The sequence below is a fragment of the Sphingomonas sp. PL-96 genome (assembly GCF_020707215.1).
GTDB lineage: Bacteria > Pseudomonadota > Alphaproteobacteria > Sphingomonadales > Sphingomonadaceae > Sphingomonas.
The window spans coordinates 579,541-597,857 of sequence record NZ_JAJFET010000001.1; the positions used below are offsets into that span (position 1 = coordinate 579,541).

The following is an 18,317-nucleotide window of genomic DNA, read 5'->3' on the forward strand; positions in this document are numbered from 1 at the left end:
GAGACGGAGCTTTTCTTGGCTGGGACACCGCCGTCCGCATCCCCATGTTGCGGTCGCACCCGAGGTGCCGTTAATGGCGCCAACAGTTTCGAGACGGATACGACATGACCACCCACACCACCCGCATGCTGATCCTCGGCTCCGGCCCGGCCGGGCTTTCCGCCGCCATCTATGGCGCGCGCGCCGGCCTGAACCCCATCGTGGTGCAGGGCATCCAGCCGGGCGGTCAGCTCACCACCACCACCGACGTGGAGAATTATCCAGGCTTTGCGGAAGTGATCCAGGGCCCGTGGCTGATGGAGCAGATGCAGGCCCAGGCCGAGCATGTCGGCACCCGCATGATGTACGACACCATCGTCGAGGTGGACGTGAGCCAGCGCCCGTTCCGCCTGATCGGCGACGGCGGCGACGTCTATGAGGGCGATGTTCTGGTGATCGCGACCGGCGCCCAGGCGCGCTGGCTCGGCCTCGACACCGAGGAAGCGCTGAAGGGCAAGGGCGTCAGCGCCTGCGCGACCTGCGACGGCTTCTTCTATCGCGGCAAGAAGGTGGCGGTGATCGGCGGCGGCAACACCGCGGTCGAGGAAGCGCTCTACCTCACCAACCATTCGCCCGACGTGACGATCATCCACCGCCGCGACAGCTTCCGCGCGGAAAAGATCCTGCAGGAGCGGCTGTTCGCGCATGACGCCGTCAACGTGCTCTGGAACAAGAAGGTCGAGCGCTTCATCGACGGCGGCGGCACCGCTGGCCTGGTCGGCATCGAGCTCAAGGACACCGTCACCGGCGAACTGTCCCAGCTCCCGGTCGACGGCGGCTTCGTCGCGATCGGCCACCATCCGGCGACCGAGCTGTTCCGCGGCCACGTCGAACTCGACGAGGACGGCTATATCGTCGTGGAAAAGGGCTCGACCCGCACCAACGTGCCGGGCGTGTTTGCGTGCGGCGACGTGACGGACAAGGTCTATCGCCAGGCGGTGACCGCGGCCGGCACCGGCTGCATGGCCGCGCTCGATGCCGAGCGTTTCCTGGCCGAGGCGGACTTCGAGAAGATCGCCGAAGCCGCCGAGTAAGGCGGCAGGCGCTGGCGCTATACGGCCGCCAGCGCCTCGGCCACTCGCGTGTGCAGCCACTCGGCATCGCCGGCCCGAGCGAAGCTGTGGCTCGAACTGTCGAGCGCCAGCACGGGAATGCGGTTCCGCACCGGATCGAACGCAGCCCCGCGCCACGCGTCGGCGCAGGCCATCGCCGTGTTGTCTCGCCGGGCGAGCAGCAGCGTCGTGGGCGCATCGCTGGCCGCGAGTGCGGCGGCCACGTGCTCGGCAAGGCCGCTCGGCTGCGCGCGCGTGAGCGTCCGCAGCCCACCCGCGAGCTTCCCCAGGTCGACCTGGCCTCGTAGCAGCCGCACCCATTGCGCCGGATCGCGCAACCGATCGACATATCGCGCGCGCACCGCGGCGGCCGGCGGCGTGTCGCCGACGCTCTCCACCAGCCACGGATTGGCGAGCAGCAACGCGTCGATCGCGGCGTCCCCGTGGAACAACGCGAGCGCCGTCGCCGCATCGCAATTGCCGAAGCCAAGGATGCTACGGACCGCGGGAGCCTCGGCGCGAAACGTCGCTGCCGCTGCGACCAGGTCGCCGCGTCCGTCGCCAAAGCCGCGATTGTCCCCCGTCGAATCGCCGATCCCGCGCCGATCGTAGCGGAACACCGGCCAGCCTTCTGCCGCGATCCGTTGCGCAAGCAACGCCATCCCCCGGTGCGCGCCGACGCGCAGCTCGTTGCCGCCAGACACGATCAGCAGGCCGGTGCTTCCCGGCGCTTCGTCCAGGGTGCCGGCCAGCGTCTCACCCGCGCACGGGAACTGGATCAGGCGGCGAGCCATGTTCGCACCCATTCGGCGATGTCGGCGGCAAGGGCCTGGGCAAGAAGCGGATCTGCGTCCGGCTCCGCTCGCCGCCAGGGCGGCGAAAAGGGGAGGCGGTGATCGGCCGAACGGGTATCGCTCTCCAGCCGGACGATCCGGTCCGGCGTGCCGATATCGGCTCCAGCCAAGGCATCGAGCAAGCGAGCACCGATGCGATTGCCTGTGATCTCGACCCCGGCTTCTGCGGGACGTGTGAGTACCGCCTCGCCGTGCTCCTGCGCAGGCAGGAGTCCAGCGCTGCAAGGCTCCGCAAGCCGTTGTTCTGCTTGGCCCTGGATCCCTGCCCGGACAGGAATATTGTTATGACCTAAGACGCGTTGCGGATTCTGCCATGGTATCGCCGCACCCGGCGTACTGGCCGCCCGGGCGGTGCGGTGCAGCTCGCGGGACAGTTCGGGGCCGGTCTGCGGCGACAGCGACCAGCGCGCCTGTACGTTTGCCTCGCCGTCGACCAGTGCCCCGGCGCGGACGCTCAGCGAGAAGCGGGGCTGGGGCAGCGTGGCGACGCACGCCGCGAAGGCCGCTCGCCAGTCCGCCAGCGTCGCCGCCTCGGTCGCAACCAGGCTCTCGCCCTGTCCCGGAAGATCCGGCAGCGCCCCGGCAATGCCGGCGTCGCCCAACCGGCGCAGCACCGCCACCATCAGCGTGCGGGTGCGGTTCGCCTCCTCGAAGGGCGGCAGGGCAAGCACCACGACCGGCCCGGCGGCAGGACCGAAGCGAAGCACCGCCTCCGTCCCGCCGGGCCAGTCATAGCGGTCGATCACTGCACCGCTTTGCCCATGGCGAAGCGGGTCAGCGAGCCGAAGGTCGCCAGCGTGTCGCCGTCGATGTCGTCGTCCTCGATCAGGATGCCCAGGCGATCCTCGATCTCGGTCAGCACGCCTGCGACCGCCATCGAGTCCAGTTCCGGCACCGCGCCGAACAGCGGCGTTTCGGCATGGAAGGCGGCCACGCGCTCTTCCGACAGCCCCAGGACGTCGCGCAGCACGGCGCGCACGGTGTTTTCGATCTCGTTCGCGCGTTCAGGAACCAACGGCTTTCCCCTTGCCAGATTGCGCCCGCAGTTAGTGCGCGTCGGGAGAAAAGCCAAGGTTGCAGCGCCACGCAGGCGTGGCTTTGCCGCCGGCATCGGCTATGCGCCCGATCATGGTTCCGCTCGATCCCGTGCCCCGGCCCATCGACGCGCTGCCGCAGTTGCGCGGCGATGCGGACGCCCCGGCCCTCGCCGGCAGGGAGGGCGTGCTCAGCTATGTCGCGCTGGAGGCGGCAGTCGGGCGGCTGGCGCACTGGCTGGCCTCGTTCGGCTTGGCGCCGGGAAGCCGGGTGGCGAGCTGGCTGCCCAAGACCCGCGCCGCCTGCCTGATGCCGCTTGCGGCCCCGCGCGCCGGCCTCATCCACGTTCCGATCAACCCGGTGCTCAAGCGCGGGCAGGTGGCGCATATTCTCTCCGACAGCGGCGCGGCGCTATTGCTGACCCAGCCGGTCCGCGCCGCATTGCTCGAGCCGGGTGATGTTCCGGATGGCTGCCGGGTCGCGAGCGAGGAAGACGCGCTGGCCCATGCCGCCGACGCGATGCCCCCGTCCAACGCCGATCCGGATGCATTGGCGGCGATCCTCTACACCTCCGGCTCCACGGGAAGGCCCAAGGGGGTGATGCTCAGCCACGCCAACCTGTGGCTGGGCGCCATCTCCGTCGCCCATTATCTCCACCTTGCGCCGACCGACCGAGTGCTGGGCGTGCTGCCGCTCAGCTTCGACTATGGCCAGAACCAGCTGTTCTCGACCTGGGCGGCCGGAGGGTGCGTGGTGCCGCTCGACTATCTGACGCCGCGCGACGTGGTGAAGGCGGTCGACCGCGAGGGGATCACCAGCCTGGCCGGCGTCCCGCCGCTGTGGACACAGTTGCTGGAGGCGAACTGGCCTGCCGAGACTGCGGCACGCCTGCGCCGGCTCACCAACTCGGGCGGCGCGCTGACGACGCCGATGGTGCGTGCGCTGCGCACGCGCTTTCCGCAAGCCGATCTGTACCCGATGTACGGCCTTACCGAGGCGTTTCGCTCGACCTTTCTCGATCCCGCGCTGGTCGACACCGCCCCCGATGCGATCGGTCGCGCCATCCCCTTTGCCGAGGTGCTGGTGGTGCGTCCCGACGGCAGCCGTGCCGCGCCGGGGGAGCCCGGCGAGCTGGTCCACGCCGGCCCGCTGGTGGGGCAGGGCTATTGGCGCGACGCCGAGCGCACCGCGCAGCGCTTTCGCCCCGCGCCAGCCTTTGCCCAGAGTGGCGGCCCCGCCGTCTGGTCCGGCGACACGGTGGTGGAGGGGCAGGACGGCCTGCTCCGCTTCGTCGGCCGTAAGGACGAGATGATCAAGAGCGCGGGCAACCGCATCAGCCCGACCGAGGTCGAGGAAGCGGTGCTCGCCGGCGGCGAAGTCGCGGAGGCGGCAGCGTTCGGTGTGCCCGACGCGCGGCTCGGCCAGGCGGTGCTGGTCGTCGCCCGCGCCAACGGTCCCGCCGAACCCGCCGAGGCGGCGCTGCGCGAGCGGCTGCGGCGCGAACTCCCCGCTTTCCAGCAGCCTGCCCAGTATCGCTGGCGCGACGAGATGCCCCGCAATCCGAATGGCAAGCTCGATCGCAGCGGCCTTCGCGCTGCCATCCTCGCCGAGTTTCAGGAGTCCCCGCAATGAAGCCGACCGGTCCGATCCCGCCCGCCTTTGCCGGGCAGCAGCGGCTGGCGATCGGCGGCGAGGATGCCGAGGCACTCGTCGCGCGGGCCGGCGACACGCCGCTGTTCGTCTATGACCTCGGCCTGGTCGCCGACCGCGTCGCTGCCCTGCGGCGCGCGCTGCCGGCGAAGCTGGGCATCCACTATGCAATCAAAGCGAACCCGCACGCCGATCTGCTCGCCGGCATCGCGTCGCTGGTCGATGGCCTGGACGTCGCTTCGGGCGGCGAACTGGCGCGCGCGCTGACCGTCAAACCAGCGGCCCAGATCAGCTTCGCCGGCCCCGGCAAGCGCGACGATGAACTCGCCGCCGCCATCGAGGCCGGCGCGACGCTGAACGCCGAATCCGCAGGCGAGGTCGCACGAGCTCTCGCAGTGGGCGAACGGCTGGGCATCGCCCCCCGGATCGCGGTGCGGGTGAACCCCGACTTCGAGCTGCGCGGCTCCGGCATGCGGATGGGCGGCCGCGCATCGCCTTTCGGCGTCGATGCCGGGCAGGTGCCGGCGCTGGTTCGCACCATCCGCGATACAGGCGCGGCTTGGCGCGGCTTTCACATCTTTGCCGGCTCGCAGTCGCTCGACACCGCTGCGATCATCGAGACCCAGGCGGCGACCGTGGCGCTTGCCGCCCGGCTGGCGGAGGAGGCAGGGGCTGCGCCGCCGCTGGTCAACCTGGGAGGCGGCTTCGGCATCCCGTACTTCGCCGGCGATGCGCCCGTCGCCATCGCCGCGATCGGCGAAGCGCTTGGGGAGGCGCTGGCGAACCGCGCGGCGGTGCTCGCCGACAGTCGCTTCGCGATCGAGCTCGGCCGCTGGCTGGTGGGGGAGGCGGGGGTGTACCTGACCCGCGTGGTCGACGTGAAGGACAGCGGCGGCGAGCGTTTCGTCGTCGTCGATGGCGGCCTGCACCACCAGCTTGCGGCAAGCGGCAATTTCGGCACGGTCGTACGCCGCAACTACCCCCTCGCGATCGCCGCGCGCATGGGCGAGCCGGCGACGCAGACCGCCTCGGTCGTTGGTTGCCTGTGCACCCCGCTCGACCGGCTGGGCGACAAGGTTGCACTGCCGCAGGTTGCCGTCGGCGATCTCGTCGCCGTGTTCCTCGCCGGTGCGTATGGCGCGAGTGCCAGCCCAACGAGCTTCCTCGGCCACCCGCCTGCGCGCGAACTGGTGGTGAATGGAACCGCCAGCCACGGAAGCCGTTGACGCGCTTCCCAACGGCCGGAGGGGGCGGGAAGGGCGCGCGACCCTCGGGAGGCTTCCCGATATGGTACGCTGGCCGGCACCAGACCCGTGTTTCCATCTAACCCTATCTTTACCCGGCCGGGTATAGGGCACCAACGATCCTGCACCCCGAGGGCGGCGGCGGATGACTGAGCGAAGGGTTTGATATGCGCGTGTACAGCTTTCCGGTCGCAGCCGGTGTCGCAGCGGTTGCGGCAATGCTGCTGGGCGGATGCACCGCGACCCGGCCTGAGCTGCCCGCCGCTCCCTTTGTCACCGCCCAGGAAAAGCCGGGCGAAGACTATGTCATCGGCCCGCTCGACCAGCTCAACGTCTTCGTGTGGCGCAATCCAGAACTGTCGGCCAAGGTGCAGGTGCGCCCCGACGGCCGCATCACGACCCCGCTGATCAGCGACATGCCTGCCGTCGGCAAGACCCCGGCGATGCTGGCCGAGGACATGAAGCTGGCGCTTGGCGAATATATCCAGGATCCGCTGGTTTCGGTGATCGTGGAGAATTTCTCCGGCACCTACAGCCAGCAGGTGCGCGTGGTGGGCGCGACCGAGAAGCCCGCTTCGCTGCCGTTTCGCGCCAACATGACGCTGCTCGACGCGATGATCGCAGTGGGCGGAGTCAATGAATTTGCCGCCGGCAATCGCGCGCGGCTGGTGCGCTTCGATCGCGAGACGGGCAAGCAGCAGGAATATGGCCTGCGGATCGCCAGCCTGCTCAAGGATGGGGACACCTCCGCCAACGTGCGTCTCGCGCCCGGCGATGTGATCATCATCCCCGAGAGCATGTTCTAAGGGCGACTGGTGGACGGTCTTCTCGACGAATTGCGGGTCGCGGCCCACATGGTCTGGCTCCGGCGCTGGATCGCGCTGGGGGTCGCGTGGGCGATCTGCCTGATCGGCTGGCTTGCCGTGTCGCAGATCCCGAACCGCTACACCTCCACCGCGCGCCTGTCGGTGGAACTGCGCTCGATCCTGCCGGCGACGTCCGCGACCGGCGGCGTGCAGACGCAGCAGGCCAGCGATATCGACCGCGTCCGCCAGACCCTGGCCTCTGCCTACAACCTCGACAAGGTGGTGCGCGGCACCAGCCTTGCGACGACGGTCTCCAGCGACCGGGATGTCGCGGACCGGATCGCCATGTTGCAGCAGGCGATCCGCATCGTCGCGCAGCAGGACAATCTGTTCGAGATTTCGGCCACCCTGGACGACCCCAAGGTCGCGCGTGAAGTCGTGCAGAAGCTCATCGACCTGTTCGTGGAAGACAATCTCGCCAGCAGTCGCGATGCTACCAGCCAGTCGCTGCGGTTCCTCGACCAGCAGCTTGCTGCCCGCCAGCAGCAGATCGCCCAGGCGGATGCGAAGCGCCAGGCGTTCCAGGCGCAGTATCTCAGCATGCTGCCGGGCACCGGCTCCCTCGACGAGCGAATGAGCCAGGCGCGCGACCAGCTTGCCCAGATCGACGGCGACCTTGCGTCCGCCAACAGCAGCCTGTCGACGATCGACGGCCAGCTCGCCGGTACGGCCGCGACGACGGCTGGCGACGCCGGCACCGCCACCGCCGGGCCGGCGCGGGCGCGCGTGGCGGCAATCGAAGGTCAGCTGGCGGAGGGCCGCGGCCGCGGCTGGACCGACCAGCATCCCGACATGATCGCGCTCAAGCGCCAGCTTGCGGTCGCCCGCGCGGCTGCCCGCAACGAGCCGGTGACGCGCAGCGGCGGGAGCGCCGCCCAGAATAACCCGCTCTACCTTCAGCTTCAGTCGATGCGGACCGAGCGCGCCGCGCGGGTGGCCGAGCTTGCCCAGCGCAAGGGCCAGCTCGAGGCGCAGCTCGCCGGGCTGCAGAACAAGATGGCGCGCGATCCCGCGGCTGCCGCCGAACAGGCGCAGCTTGATCAGGACATTGCGGCCATGAAGACGCAGTATGACCAGCTGCTCACCGATCGCGAGCAGGTGCGGTTGCGCCGTCAGGTCCAGAACGAGACGGATGCGGTGAAGTTCAGCCTGATCGACCCGCCCAGTCAGTCGAGCGTGCCGGCATCGCCCAATCGCCCGCTGCTGCTGCTGGCGGTCCTGGTCGCAGGCATCGGCGGCGGGATCGCCACAGCCTTTGCCCTTGGTAAGCTGCGTTCCGGCTTCTCCACCGCGCCCCGGTTGGAGCGTGCGAGCAGCATGCCGGTGATCGGCTCGATCGGCGCGGTCGTGACGGAGGCGCAGCAGCAGCTGCGCCAGCGCCGCTTGAAGCTGTTTACGGGCGCGACCGCGGCGCTCGGTGTCGCCTTTGTCGCGTTGATGGGCGTCGAATTCGTGATGCGGGGGCTGGCAGCGTGAGCGGAGACCCGATCGACAGCCCGCCGCGGCGCCGCCACAGCGGTTCGCTGCTGGAACGCGCGGTCGAGCGCTATGGCTTCCAGCCGGGCGCCGGCTTGCGTCCGGCCGGACCCGTAGGCGTTTCGTCGGCGCCCGTGCCCGACCCTGCGCCCGCACCGCCCTCGCGTCCGCCGGAGCCGATCGATCGCGAGCGGCTGGCCGAGCGTGGCATGCTGGTGCCGGGTGGTCCGGTCTCGGCACTCGCCGAAGAGTTCCGCATGGTGAAGCGCCAGCTGCTGATCACCGCGCGGGAGGGCGATGCGCCGCGCCCGCGCAGCGTGCTGGTGTGTTCCGCCCAGCCCGATGAGGGCAAGACATTCTGCGCGGTCAATCTCGCGCTGTCGCTGGCGGCCGAGCGCGACATCGAAGTGCTCTTGGTCGACGCCGATTTCGCCAAGCCGGACGTTCCCGACGTGCTGGGCATTTCCGCCGGGCCGGGGCTCCTCGACGCGCTTGCCGACCCGACGATTGATGTCGAACGCTGCATCATCCCGACCGACGTGCCGCACCTGTCGGTGCTGCCCGCGGGTGCGCGCAGCGACAGCGATACCGAGCTGCTGGCAAGCGATCGTGCCCATGCCCTGCTCCAGCGGCTGGAGCAGGCACATCCCCGGCGGCTGATGGTGTTCGATTCCGCCCCCGTGCTCGCCGCCTCCACAGCGGCCGCGCTGGCCGAACATGTCGGCCAGGTGCTGGTGGTCGTGCGTGCCGACCGGACGAGCGAGAGCGACCTGCGCGAGGCCGTGGCACTGCTTGATGGCTGCGACACCGTGCAGCTGCTCCTCAACGCCGTCTCGCTCCAGCCACGCGGCCGCCGCTTCGGCAGCTATTACGAAGCGGGGGACGACGCGTGAGCCGCCCCTGGCTGCTGCCGGGCGCGGGCCTGCTGGTTCTTGCGATGGCCGCCCCAGCGCAGGCACAGGGCCGCCGGGTTGAGGTGTCGCCCTATATCGAGGTCGGCCAGGCGCTGGTCGCCGATCTCACCAACGATGACGTGCTCACCTATACGCAGCTGACGGCCGGGGTGAACGCGGCGGTCCGCTCGCGCCGGGTGCAGGTGCAGCTGAGCTACCAGTATCAGCGCTACATCGCCTGGGAAGACGATGTCGGGGACGCGGACGTCCATTCCGGGCTTGCTCGCGCCGATGTGCAGCTCACGCGCGCCATTTCGCTGGAAGGCGGTGCGCTCGCGACCCGCACGCGCGGGGGCATCGGCGCCCCTGCCTATGCCGGCGGCTTCGGCGGCAGCAGCACCCAGATCTACTCGGCCTTCGGCGGGCCGACGCTTTCCACCCACGCCGGGCCGGTCGCGGTCAACGCGGCCTATCGGCTGGGCTATACCAAGGTCGAGACGCCGGACCTGCTCCGCGACAACGCCGGCAACGGCCTCGACTATTATGGCGATTCCACCAGCCATCAGCTGACGGGAAGTCTGGCGACCCGGCCGGGAACCGTCCTGCCGGTGGGGCTCACTCTGTCGGGCGGTCTGGTGCGCGAGGATACCAGCCAGCTCGACCAGTTCTACGAGGGCAAGTTCCTGCGTCTGGATGCCCTGATGCCGGTGAGCCGTGAGCTTGCGGTGGTCGGCGGCATCGGCTGGGAGAAGATCAAGGTCGGCCAGCGCGATCCGCTGCTCGATGCAGACGGGTTCCCGGTGCTCGACGGCTCCGGCCGCTATGTCACCGACCCGGACTCGCCGATCCGGCTCGCCTATGACATCGACGGGGTGATCTGGGACGCGGGCGTGGTGTGGCATCCGAGCCCCCGGTTCCAGCTCGAAGCGCGGATCGGCCAGCGCTACGGCAGCATGATCTACACGGGGTCGCTGACGTGGCAGACCGGCCCCGACGCGGGGCTCCAGCTGCGCGTCTATGACACGGTCACCACTTTTGGTCAGCAGCTGACCGGTGGGCTCGCGTCGTTGCCGACCAGCTTCTACAACGGCGGCACCGATCCGTTTGGCAATCGCTACAGCGGCTGCGTGTTCGGCGGTGGCACCGGGGAGGGTGGCGCGACGCAGCCCGGCGCCTGCCTGACCCCCGCCCTCCAGTCGATCTCCACCGCCGTCTACCGCGCGCGGGGCGTGGACGCGGTCTATGCGGTCAGCCGCGGCAACACCCGCCTGGGCGTCGGCGCCGGCTACACCAATCGCCACTATTTCCTGCCGGAAGTGCCGGGGGCCGAGCTGTACCGCAGCAACGATGAGAGCGTCTACGCGCAGGCCTTTGCCCAGCGCGCGCTGGATTCCCGCTCGGGCGTAACCGCGGACGTCTACGCCAACTACTACACCAGCGGGCTGCAGGGCTCGCTCGACAGCTGGGGCGGGGGCGTGCAGGGCGCCTATTACCGCAGCTTCGGCCGGGCCTATGGCAGCTTCTCCGCCGGGCTGTACACCTATGATGCCGAACAGAGCGAAAGCGCCTGGATTGCCCAGGCACTGCTCGCCTTCGGCTACCGCTTCTGAGGAGGCCGGGACGATGTACGACGACTTCTACGGCCTTTCGGGCAAGCCGTTCCAGCTCACGCCCGACCCGGCGTTCTGGTACGACACGGGCACCCATCGCAAGGCAATGGCCTATCTAACCTATGGCCTGAGCGAGGGTGAAGGCTTTATCGTCATCACCGGCGATCCGGGGGCGGGCAAGACGACGCTGCTCGGCCATGTCCTTTCCACCATCGACCCGGCGCGCCTGAACGTCATCCGCCTCGTCACCACTCAGCTGGAGCCCGAGGACCTGTTGCAGGTCATCGCCAATGGCCTCGGCACCGACGCGACCGGCCTGTCAAAGGCGCAGCTGCTGTCCGCGATCGAACGCGGCCTGCACGCCGTCGCCCGCGCCGGCCGCCGCACGCTGCTGGTGGTGGACGAGGCGCAGTCGCTGCCGCTCTCCGCGCTCGAAGAGCTGCGCATGCTCTCCAACTTCCAGGCGGGCGGCCATGCGCTGCTGCAGATCTTCCTGCTCGGCCAGCCCGAGTTCCGCGAGCGGCTGCAAGGTTCCGGCCGCGTCGAGCAGCTGCGCCAGCGCGTGATCGCGATGCACCACCTCGATCCGATGGAGGCGCATGAGGTCGAGCCGTACATCGTCCACCGCCTGTCGCTGGTCGGCTGGAACGGTCGGCCGGACTTCACGCCGGAGGCGATCGACGCGCTCTACCGCTGGTCCGGGGGCGTTCCCCGCCGCCTGAACCTGCTGATGGGCCGGGTGCTGTTGCTGGGCGGCGTCGAGGAGATCGAGCGCCTCGACGTGGCCGAGATCGAATCCGTGACGTCCGAACTCGACGACGATGTCGGCGTCCCGGAAGATGCGGAGATCACTCCCGCGTACGATGCCGGCCGTACGGTTCGCGGGACGCTGCACGCGGTGCCGCCGGTCACCTTCGGTGTGCAGAGCGCCGAACTTGCCGCACTCAATGACCGCATCGCGAAGCTGGAGGCGCGGCTTGCCGACCAGGACGAGACGCTGCGACGCGTGCTGATGCTGCTGGTCGACTGGGTCGAGGGCGAGGAACGTCGCCCGAACCTCGACCGGTTGCGCGGCACCGCCGCCTGAGCCTGCCGCATGCGCAACGCCATGTCAGTCGATGTCGAGGACTGGTTCCAGGTCGGCGCCTTTGAACGGGTGATCGCCCGCGACGACTGGGCGCAGCTGGAAAGCCGGGTGGAGGCGAACACCGACCGCGTGCTGGCGCTGTTTGCCGAGACGGGTACCACCGCCACCTTCTTCACGCTCGGCTGGGTGGCAGAACGCGCGCCGGCGCTGATCCGCCGGATCGCCGAAGCGGGGCATGAGGTCGCGAGCCACGGCTGGGATCACCAGCGCGTATTCACCTTCACGCCGGACCAGTTCCGGGCCGACCTTGCCCGCGCTCGGACCGCGCTGGAGGATGCCGGCGGCGTTGCCGTGACCGGTTATCGCGCGCCCAGCTTCTCGATCGACGCGCGCACCCCCTGGGCGCACCCGATCCTGGCGGAGGCCGGCTATCGCTACTCGTCCAGCGTCGCGCCCGTCCGTCACGACCATTACGGCTGGCCGGACGCGCCGCCCCATGTGTTCCGTCCGCTTGCCGACGCCGATCTGGTCGAGTGGCCGATTACCACCGCGCGCGTGCTTGGGCGGCAGGTGCCGGCAGGCGGCGGTTTCTTCCGCCTGCTGCCGAGCCGGGTCACTGATCGCGCGGTGGCACATGCCAACAGCGCGGACCGTCGCCCGGCGATGTTCTATTTCCACCCATGGGAGGTCGACCCCGGTCAGCCGCGCGTCGCTCGCGCGCCGCTGCGCTCGCGCGTCCGCCATTATGCGCGGCTCGCCGCGATGGAGGGCAAGCTGCGTCGGCTGCTTTCCAGCCATGACTGGGGTCGGGCCGACGCAATCGTGGCAGCGGAAGCGCAGCGGGCGTGACGGAGCTTCCTGCGGGCCTCACCGTCCGGCCTGCGCGGCTGGACGATGCGGCGGAGGCCGCGCGCGTCGCGGCCTTTGTCGCGGACCAGCCGGAGGGCACGCCCTTTCACTTGCCCGCCTGGGGGCAGGCGACCGCGCGCGCGACGGGTCAGGCGTTCACCCTGCTGCTGGCCGAGCAGGGCAGGGCACTTGCGGCGGTGCTGCCGCTCACCACCATTCGCTCGCGCCTGTTCGGCTCGGCGCTGGTGTCCACCGGCTTCGGCGTCGGCGGTGGGCCGCTGGGTGCGACGGGGGCACAGGCCACGCTGATCCGTCGTGCGCTGGCGATTGCCGAGGCGGACGAAGCGCCGACGCTCGAACTGCGCGGCGGCACGCCTCCGCAAGGGCCGGGTTGGAACCTGCTTGAGGGCCGTTACCTAGGCTTCGCTCGCTCAATCGCAGCCGATGACGCGGCCGAACTCGCCGCCATCCCGCGCAAGCAGCGCGCCGAGGTGCGCAAGGCGCTGGCCGCCGACCTGGAAGTCGTCACCGGGCGCAGCACTGGCGACCTCGCCGAGCATTTCGCCGTTTATGGCGAGTCCGTCCGCAACCTTGGCACGCCGGTGTTTCCGCGGGCGCTGTTCCGAACCGTGCTCGACGCCTTCGGCCCGGAAGGCGCGGACATCCTGACCGTGCGCCACGCCGGCAAGCCGGTCGCGAGCGTGCTGAGCCTCTACTGGCGCGGCACGGTCTATCCCTATTGGGGCGGCGGCACGCGGGCGGCACGAGCGTTGCGGGCGAACGACGCGATGTACTTCGCGCTCATGCGGCATGCGCGCGAGCGGGGATGCACCCGCTTCGACTTCGGCCGCTCCAAGGCCGGCACGGGGCCTGCCGCTTTCAAGAAGAACTGGGGCTTCACGCCCGAGCCGCTCGGCTATGCGACCTGGACCCGCGATGGCGCCGCGCCGCGCGATGCGAGCCCGCTCAACCCCAAGTACCGGCTCAAGATCGCGGCGTGGCAGCGCCTGCCGCTGGGCATCGCCAATCGCCTCGGCCCCTGGATCGCGCGCGGGCTCGGCTGATGGGATCGCTGCTGTTCCTTGCCCATCGCGTGCCGTTCCCGCCCGATCGCGGGGACAAGATCCGCGGGTGGCATATGCTGCGCCACCTGGCGCGCAGCCATCGCGTCCACCTCTGCGCCTTTGCCGACGACCCGCGCGACCTTCAGCTCCGCGTCGAGCTGGTGGAGGCGACCGCCAGCCGCACGATCCTGTGGCGCAGCAAGGGCCAGGCTCTCGCGGCGGCAGAGGGGCTGGCGAGCGGGCGCCCCGTGTCGCTGACTGCCTTCGACAGCCCGGCGATGCGCCGCGCGGTGACCGATGTGCTGGCCCGCGAGCCGATCGACGCCCTCTACGTCTTTTCCGGCCAGATGGCCCAATATCTACCCGCCGATGTGAACGCGTCGGTCGTCATGGACTTCGTCGACATGGATTCGGCCAAGTTCGCGCAATATGCGGCCGAGGCGAAGGGGCCGATGCGCTGGCTGATGGCCCGCGAGGCGCGGCTGCTCCAGGCGTTCGAGGCGCAGGTCGCCACCCGCGTCGACGCCAGCCTGTTCGTGAGCGAGGCGGAGGCGGCGCTGTTCCGCCAAGCTACGGGTGCCTCTAGAGTGCAGGCCATCGGCAACGGCCTCGACACTAGCTTCTACGATCCCGCGGCGTGCCCAGCGGTTGACGAAGCCGGCCCCTTGATCGTCTTCACCGGACAAATGGATTATCGCCCCAATATCGACGCGGTCGGCTGGTTCGCCCGGTCGGTGCTGCCGCAGGTTCGCGCCCGGCATCCCCAAGCGCGCTTCGCCATCGTCGGGCGAGCACCCGTTCCGGCCGTGCGCGCGCTGGAACAGGAACCCGGCGTCGTTGTGACGGGCGAGGTGGCGGACGTGCGCGGCTGGCTCGCGGCCGCGAGCGTGGTGGTTGCGCCGCTCCGCATCGCTCGCGGGGTCCAGAACAAGGTGCTGGAAGCGATGGCCATGGCGCGCCCGGTCGTCGCCTCTCCGGAAGCGGCCGAGGGCATCGATCACGGCGGCTGCCTGCGTGTCGCCGCCGATGCGGGAGCCTTCGCGGCGGAAGTGGCGACCCTGCTCGACGATCCCGAAGCAGGGCGAACCCTCGGCTCTGCGGCTCGTGCGCAGGTGCAGCGCCGCTACGCATGGGACGCGCAACTGGCGCCGCTTTCCAACCTGCTGGCGGGGAAAACGGCATGACCGTCGCGATCGCCCCGGCGCTGCGCACCCCTGCGGACACGCGCTGGCCACGCGCGCTCGCCCTGCTCGCCGCGGTCTGGGTCGGGCTGCTGCTCCTCCTGCGCCGCGACGTCGCGCACATGCTCGGCATCTGGTGGAAATCGACCACCTATAGCCACTGCCTGTTCGTGCCGCCGATCCTCGCCTGGCTGGTGTGGCAGCGGCGCGCCGAGCTGGCCCAGCTGGTGCCGCAGGCTTGGCGGCCGGGCCTCTTGCCGGTAGCGATGGGCGGCTTCCTCTGGCTGCTCGGCGATGCCGCGGCGGTGGCGCTGTTCCGCCATGCCGGTCTGGTGACCATGCTCGCCGGCGCCGTCATCGCGCTGCTCGGGCCGAACGTCGCGCGCGGTCTCGCCTTTCCGCTGGGCTACATGGCGTTTCTGGTGCCTTTCGGCGACTTCCTGGAGGCACCGCTGCAGGCGGTCACCGTCCGCCAGACGATGGCGTTGCTCCATCTGCTCGGTGTCCCGGCAATGGTGGACGGCGTGCTTATCACCATTCCCAACGGCTATTTCGAAGTGGCGGAGGCCTGTTCGGGCACCAAGTTCGTCATCGCCATGGCCGCATATGGCGTGCTGGTGGCGAACGTCTGCTTCGTGCGCTGGCGCAGGCGGGCAGCGTTCCTCGGGATGGCGCTGGTAGTGCCGGTGCTCGCGAACGGCATACGCGCGGCGGGCACCATCTATGCGGCGCACCTGACTTCGGTGGAGGCCGCCACCGGCTTCGACCATATCGTTTATGGGTGGGTGTTCTTCGCGCTGGTGATGGCTGCAGTGATGGCGGTCGGATGGCGCTGGTTCGATCGTGACCCCGACGCACCCTGGTTCGATCCCGCAGCCTTGCGCGCACCCGTGCGCCACACGCTGCCACTGCCGCTCGCCAGCGCGCTGGTCCTCGCGATCGCGCTGGTGTTTGCCGGCTGGGGCTCGGCGATCGCGGGCCGGGCCGCGCCCTTGCGCGCGGCGGTCGCCCTTCCGCAGCCGGCGGGGTGGCGGCAGGTTCCGGCCGGTGATGCCGTTCCCTGGATCCCCAACTTCCCCGGCGCCGACCGCTTCCTGCTCGGCCATTATGCCGATGGGCAGGGGCGGCGCATCGACCTAGCCATTGCGCTTTACGCCGGCCAGCACGAGGGCAAGGAACTGGTCGGCTTCGGCCAGGGCGCCATCCGCGAGAATGACCGCTGGGTCCGCGTCGAGGACCTGCCGCCGATCGCCGGCAGCAGCGGCCTGCGCATGACCGCACCCGGCCCGGTGGAGCGCCAGACCTTTACCTGGTACCATCTGGGCGAGGTGACCACCGGCAGTGCCCGCCGCGTCAAGGCGGAGACGCTGCGGATCAAGCTGCTGGGCGGCTCGCCAATGGCGGCAGCCGTGCTGGTGTCGGCGCACGGTGGCGGCAAGGACGCCCGTGCGGCGGCGGAGGCGTTCGTCGCCGCGGCCGGACCGATCGACCGGCTCGTCGGCCAGGTGGCGGGGGGCACGCGCTGATGTGCGGCATCGCCGGCCTCTATTATCCGGGGCTGCCCAAGCCGATCGAGCCGGCCCGGCTTGCGGCCATGACCAACGCGATCGCGCATCGCGGGCCGGACGGCTCAGGCATCTGGACCGCGCCCGGCGTTGGCCTCGGCCACCGCCGCCTCTCGATCATCGACGTGGCCGGCAGCCCACAGCCGATGGCGACGCCGGGCGACACTCACGTCGTCGTCTTCAATGGCGAGATCTACAACTACCGCGAGATCCGGGCCGAGCTGATCGACCTCGGCGCGCGCTTCGCGACCGACGGCGATACCGAAGTGCTGCTCCACGGCTGGCGCGCCTGGGGGCCGGGGCTGCTCCCGCGGCTGAACGGCATGTTCGCCTTTGCGCTCTACGATGCCGAGACGCGCAGCCTGTTCATCGCCCGCGACCGGCTGGGTGTGAAGCCGCTCCACTATGTCGAGCTCTCGGACGGCGCGGTCGCCTTTGCCTCCGAACTCAAGGGGCTGCTCGCCCATCCGCTGGTGCGCCGCGCACCCGATCTTGGCGCCGTCGAGGATTACATGGCGCTCGGCTATGTCCCTGACGACACCAGCATCGTCGCGGGGGTGCGCAAGCTGCCCGCCGGCCATTTCCTGCTGCTGGAGCGGGGCCGCCCGGTGCCGCAGTCGGTGCAGTGGTGGGACGTCGACTTCTCCCGCCGCGCCACCGGCTCGGCTCGCGACCTGACCGCCGAGCTCGCCCAGCGGCTGGGAGAGGCGGTGCGTTCCCGCATGGTCGCCGACGTGCCGCTCGGCGCATTCCTGTCGGGCGGTGTCGACAGCTCGGCAGTGGTCGCGCTGATGGCGGAGGCGAGCCGCCAGCCGGTCAAGACCTGCACCATCGGCTTCGACGAGGTAGGCCATGACGAGCGCGCCCATGCCGATCTGGTCGCGCGCCGCTTCGCCACCCAACATCGCACGCGCACGGTCGCGCCGGACGACTTCGCGCTGATCGATACGCTGGTCCACGCGTTCGACGAGCCCTTTGCGGACGCCTCGGCGCTCGCGACCTACCAGGTCTGCGCACTGGCGCGCGAGACGGTGACGGTCGCTCTGTCCGGCGATGGCGCGGACGAGGCGTTTGCGGGGTACCGCCGCTACCGCTTCCATGCTGCCGAAGAACGCGTGCGCGGGCTGTTGCCGGCAGAGTGGCGCACCCGCCTGTTCGGAACGCTCGGCCGCGCCTATCCCAAGGCCGACTGGGCGCCGCGTCCGTTGCGTGCCAAGACCACCTTGCTCGCGCTGGCAGAGGATGGCGCCACCGCCTATGCGCGGGCGGTCGGCGTGACCGCGCCGGCAGCGCGGGATCGGCTCTACACGATGGCGATGCGACGCGGCCTCAGCGGCTATCGCGGGGAAGACCGCTATGTCGCGACCATGCGCGATGCGCCCGCGCGCGACGGGCTTGACGCCGCGCAATATGCCGACCTCAAGCACTGGCTGCCGGGCGATATCCTCACCAAGGTCGACCGCACCAGCATGGCCGTGAGCCTGGAAGCGCGCGAGCCGCTGCTCGACCATCGCCTGGTCGAATTCGCCGCCACGCTCCCGCCCGCGCTGCGGCTGCATCGCGGTGAGGGCAAGTGGCTGATGAAGAAGGCGCTCGAACCCTGGCTGCCGAAGGAGATCCTCTATCGGCCGAAGATGGGGTTCGTGACGCCGGTCAGCGCCTGGTTCCGCAACGCCCTAGCTGCCGAAGCCGCGACGCTGGCGCGCTCGCCGGTTCTGGCCAGCTGGTTCGAGCCCGCCGCGATCGAGCGGCTCGCCGCAGACCACCGTGCGGGCCGCGCCGAACATGGCCGCACCCTGTGGCAGCTGGTCCTGCTCGACCGGTCGATGCGGCGGCTGTTCGGCTGAGGAGA

General features: G+C 70.2%; 16 protein-coding genes. 13 read left to right on the forward strand and 3 right to left on the reverse strand.

Annotation, left to right across the window (positions count from 1 at the left end):
* Positions 1-104 precede the first annotated feature (104 nt).
* The gene (gene trxB / locus LK533_RS02765; protein WP_229361233.1) at positions 105-1,073 is read left to right on the forward strand and encodes a thioredoxin-disulfide reductase; all 969 of its coding nucleotides are present in this window, start codon (positions 105-107) and stop codon (positions 1,071-1,073) included.
* A 17-nt stretch (positions 1,074-1,090) separates the two neighbouring features.
* Here trxB and LK533_RS02770 read toward each other — a convergent pair whose 3' ends face one another.
* Genes LK533_RS02770 through LK533_RS02780 form a run of 3 tightly spaced genes read right to left on the reverse strand, consistent with a single transcriptional unit; the run spans position 1,091 to position 2,960 of the window.
* Positions 1,091-1,885, reverse strand: a complete 795-nt coding sequence (locus LK533_RS02770; protein ID WP_229361234.1) for a hydrolase 1, exosortase A system-associated — start codon at positions 1,883-1,885, stop codon at positions 1,091-1,093.
* Positions 1,870-2,691 carry a hypothetical protein gene (locus LK533_RS02775; protein WP_229361235.1) on the reverse strand — a complete coding sequence of 274 codons (822 nt, stop codon included), beginning with the start codon at positions 2,689-2,691 and terminating at the stop codon, positions 1,870-1,872. The genes LK533_RS02770 and LK533_RS02775 overlap by 16 nt, the downstream gene beginning before the upstream one ends.
* Positions 2,688-2,960 (reverse strand): acyl carrier protein, encoded by a 273-nt coding sequence (locus tag LK533_RS02780; protein ID WP_229361236.1) that lies wholly within the window; start codon positions 2,958-2,960, stop codon positions 2,688-2,690. Before LK533_RS02780 ends, LK533_RS02775 begins: the two co-directional genes overlap by 4 nt.
* Before the next feature lie 113 nt (positions 2,961-3,073).
* Between LK533_RS02780 and LK533_RS02785 the strand changes: the two genes are divergently transcribed.
* From LK533_RS02785 to LK533_RS02840, 12 genes are all read left to right on the forward strand, one after another.
* Positions 3,074-4,612, forward strand: a complete 1,539-nt coding sequence (locus tag LK533_RS02785; RefSeq protein ID WP_229361735.1) for an acyl-CoA ligase (AMP-forming), exosortase A system-associated — start codon at positions 3,074-3,076, stop codon at positions 4,610-4,612.
* Entirely contained in the window at positions 4,609-5,856 is a 1,248-nt protein-coding gene (locus LK533_RS02790; protein WP_229361237.1) for a pyridoxal-dependent decarboxylase, exosortase A system-associated, read from the forward strand. The genes LK533_RS02785 and LK533_RS02790 overlap by 4 nt, the downstream gene beginning before the upstream one ends.
* A 236-nt stretch (positions 5,857-6,092) precedes the next feature.
* Positions 6,093-6,680, forward strand: a complete 588-nt coding sequence (locus LK533_RS02795) for an XrtA/PEP-CTERM system exopolysaccharide export protein (protein WP_420705822.1) — start codon at positions 6,093-6,095, stop codon at positions 6,678-6,680.
* Positions 6,681-6,689: 9 nt separating this feature from the next.
* Complete coding sequence (locus LK533_RS02800) at positions 6,690-8,216, forward strand: XrtA system polysaccharide chain length determinant (RefSeq protein ID WP_229361239.1); 1,527 nt, start codon at positions 6,690-6,692, stop codon at positions 8,214-8,216.
* Positions 8,213-9,109 (forward strand): P-loop NTPase, encoded by an 897-nt coding sequence (locus LK533_RS02805; protein ID WP_229361240.1) that lies wholly within the window; start codon positions 8,213-8,215, stop codon positions 9,107-9,109. The genes LK533_RS02800 and LK533_RS02805 overlap by 4 nt, the downstream gene beginning before the upstream one ends.
* Entirely contained in the window at positions 9,106-10,719 is a 1,614-nt protein-coding gene (locus LK533_RS02810) for a hypothetical protein (protein ID WP_229361241.1), read from the forward strand. The genes LK533_RS02805 and LK533_RS02810 overlap by 4 nt, the downstream gene beginning before the upstream one ends.
* A gap of 13 nt (positions 10,720-10,732) precedes the next feature.
* Complete coding sequence (locus LK533_RS02815; protein WP_229361242.1) at positions 10,733-11,806, forward strand: AAA family ATPase; 1,074 nt, start codon at positions 10,733-10,735, stop codon at positions 11,804-11,806.
* A gap of 9 nt (positions 11,807-11,815) precedes the next feature.
* Positions 11,816-12,655, forward strand: coding sequence for an XrtA system polysaccharide deacetylase (locus tag LK533_RS02820; RefSeq protein WP_229361243.1), 840 nt, complete (start codon positions 11,816-11,818; stop codon positions 12,653-12,655).
* Entirely contained in the window at positions 12,652-13,719 is a 1,068-nt protein-coding gene (locus LK533_RS02825) for a FemAB family XrtA/PEP-CTERM system-associated protein (RefSeq protein ID WP_229361244.1), read from the forward strand. The genes LK533_RS02820 and LK533_RS02825 overlap by 4 nt, the downstream gene beginning before the upstream one ends.
* On the forward strand, positions 13,719-14,903 hold the full coding sequence (locus LK533_RS02830) for a TIGR03087 family PEP-CTERM/XrtA system glycosyltransferase (protein WP_229361245.1): 1,185 nt from the start codon (positions 13,719-13,721) through the stop codon (positions 14,901-14,903). Before LK533_RS02825 ends, LK533_RS02830 begins: the two co-directional genes overlap by 1 nt.
* Positions 14,900-16,426: an exosortase A gene (xrtA, locus tag LK533_RS02835; RefSeq protein WP_229361246.1), complete on the forward strand. Its 1,527-nt coding sequence runs from the start codon at positions 14,900-14,902 to the stop codon at positions 16,424-16,426. The genes LK533_RS02830 and xrtA overlap by 4 nt, the downstream gene beginning before the upstream one ends.
* A complete protein-coding gene (locus LK533_RS02840) occupies positions 16,426-18,312 on the forward strand; it encodes an XrtA/PEP-CTERM system amidotransferase (protein ID WP_229361247.1) in 1,887 nt (628 codons plus the stop codon). The genes xrtA and LK533_RS02840 overlap by 1 nt, the downstream gene beginning before the upstream one ends.
* Positions 18,313-18,317: the final 5 nt, after the last annotated feature.

What these genes read in the sequence shown, in the direction of transcription:
- trxB (WP_229361233.1), top strand. Translation starts at nt 105, where the DNA reads ATGACCACCCACACCACCCGCATGCTGATCCTCGGCTCCGGCCCGGCC.
- LK533_RS02770 (WP_229361234.1), bottom strand. Translation starts at nt 1,885, where the DNA reads ATGGCTCGCCGCCTGATCCAGTTCCCGTGCGCGGGTGAGACGCTGGCC.
- LK533_RS02785 (WP_229361735.1), top strand. Translation starts at nt 3,074, where the DNA reads ATGGTTCCGCTCGATCCCGTGCCCCGGCCCATCGACGCGCTGCCGCAG.
- LK533_RS02790 (WP_229361237.1), top strand. Translation starts at nt 4,609, where the DNA reads ATGAAGCCGACCGGTCCGATCCCGCCCGCCTTTGCCGGGCAGCAGCGG.
- LK533_RS02795 (WP_420705822.1), top strand. Translation starts at nt 6,093, where the DNA reads ATGCTGCTGGGCGGATGCACCGCGACCCGGCCTGAGCTGCCCGCCGCT.
- LK533_RS02815 (WP_229361242.1), top strand. Translation starts at nt 10,733, where the DNA reads ATGTACGACGACTTCTACGGCCTTTCGGGCAAGCCGTTCCAGCTCACG.
- LK533_RS02820 (WP_229361243.1), top strand. Translation starts at nt 11,816, where the DNA reads ATGCGCAACGCCATGTCAGTCGATGTCGAGGACTGGTTCCAGGTCGGC.
- LK533_RS02830 (WP_229361245.1), top strand. Translation starts at nt 13,719, where the DNA reads ATGGGATCGCTGCTGTTCCTTGCCCATCGCGTGCCGTTCCCGCCCGAT.
- xrtA (WP_229361246.1), top strand. Translation starts at nt 14,900, where the DNA reads ATGACCGTCGCGATCGCCCCGGCGCTGCGCACCCCTGCGGACACGCGC.
- LK533_RS02840 (WP_229361247.1), top strand. Translation starts at nt 16,426, where the DNA reads ATGTGCGGCATCGCCGGCCTCTATTATCCGGGGCTGCCCAAGCCGATC.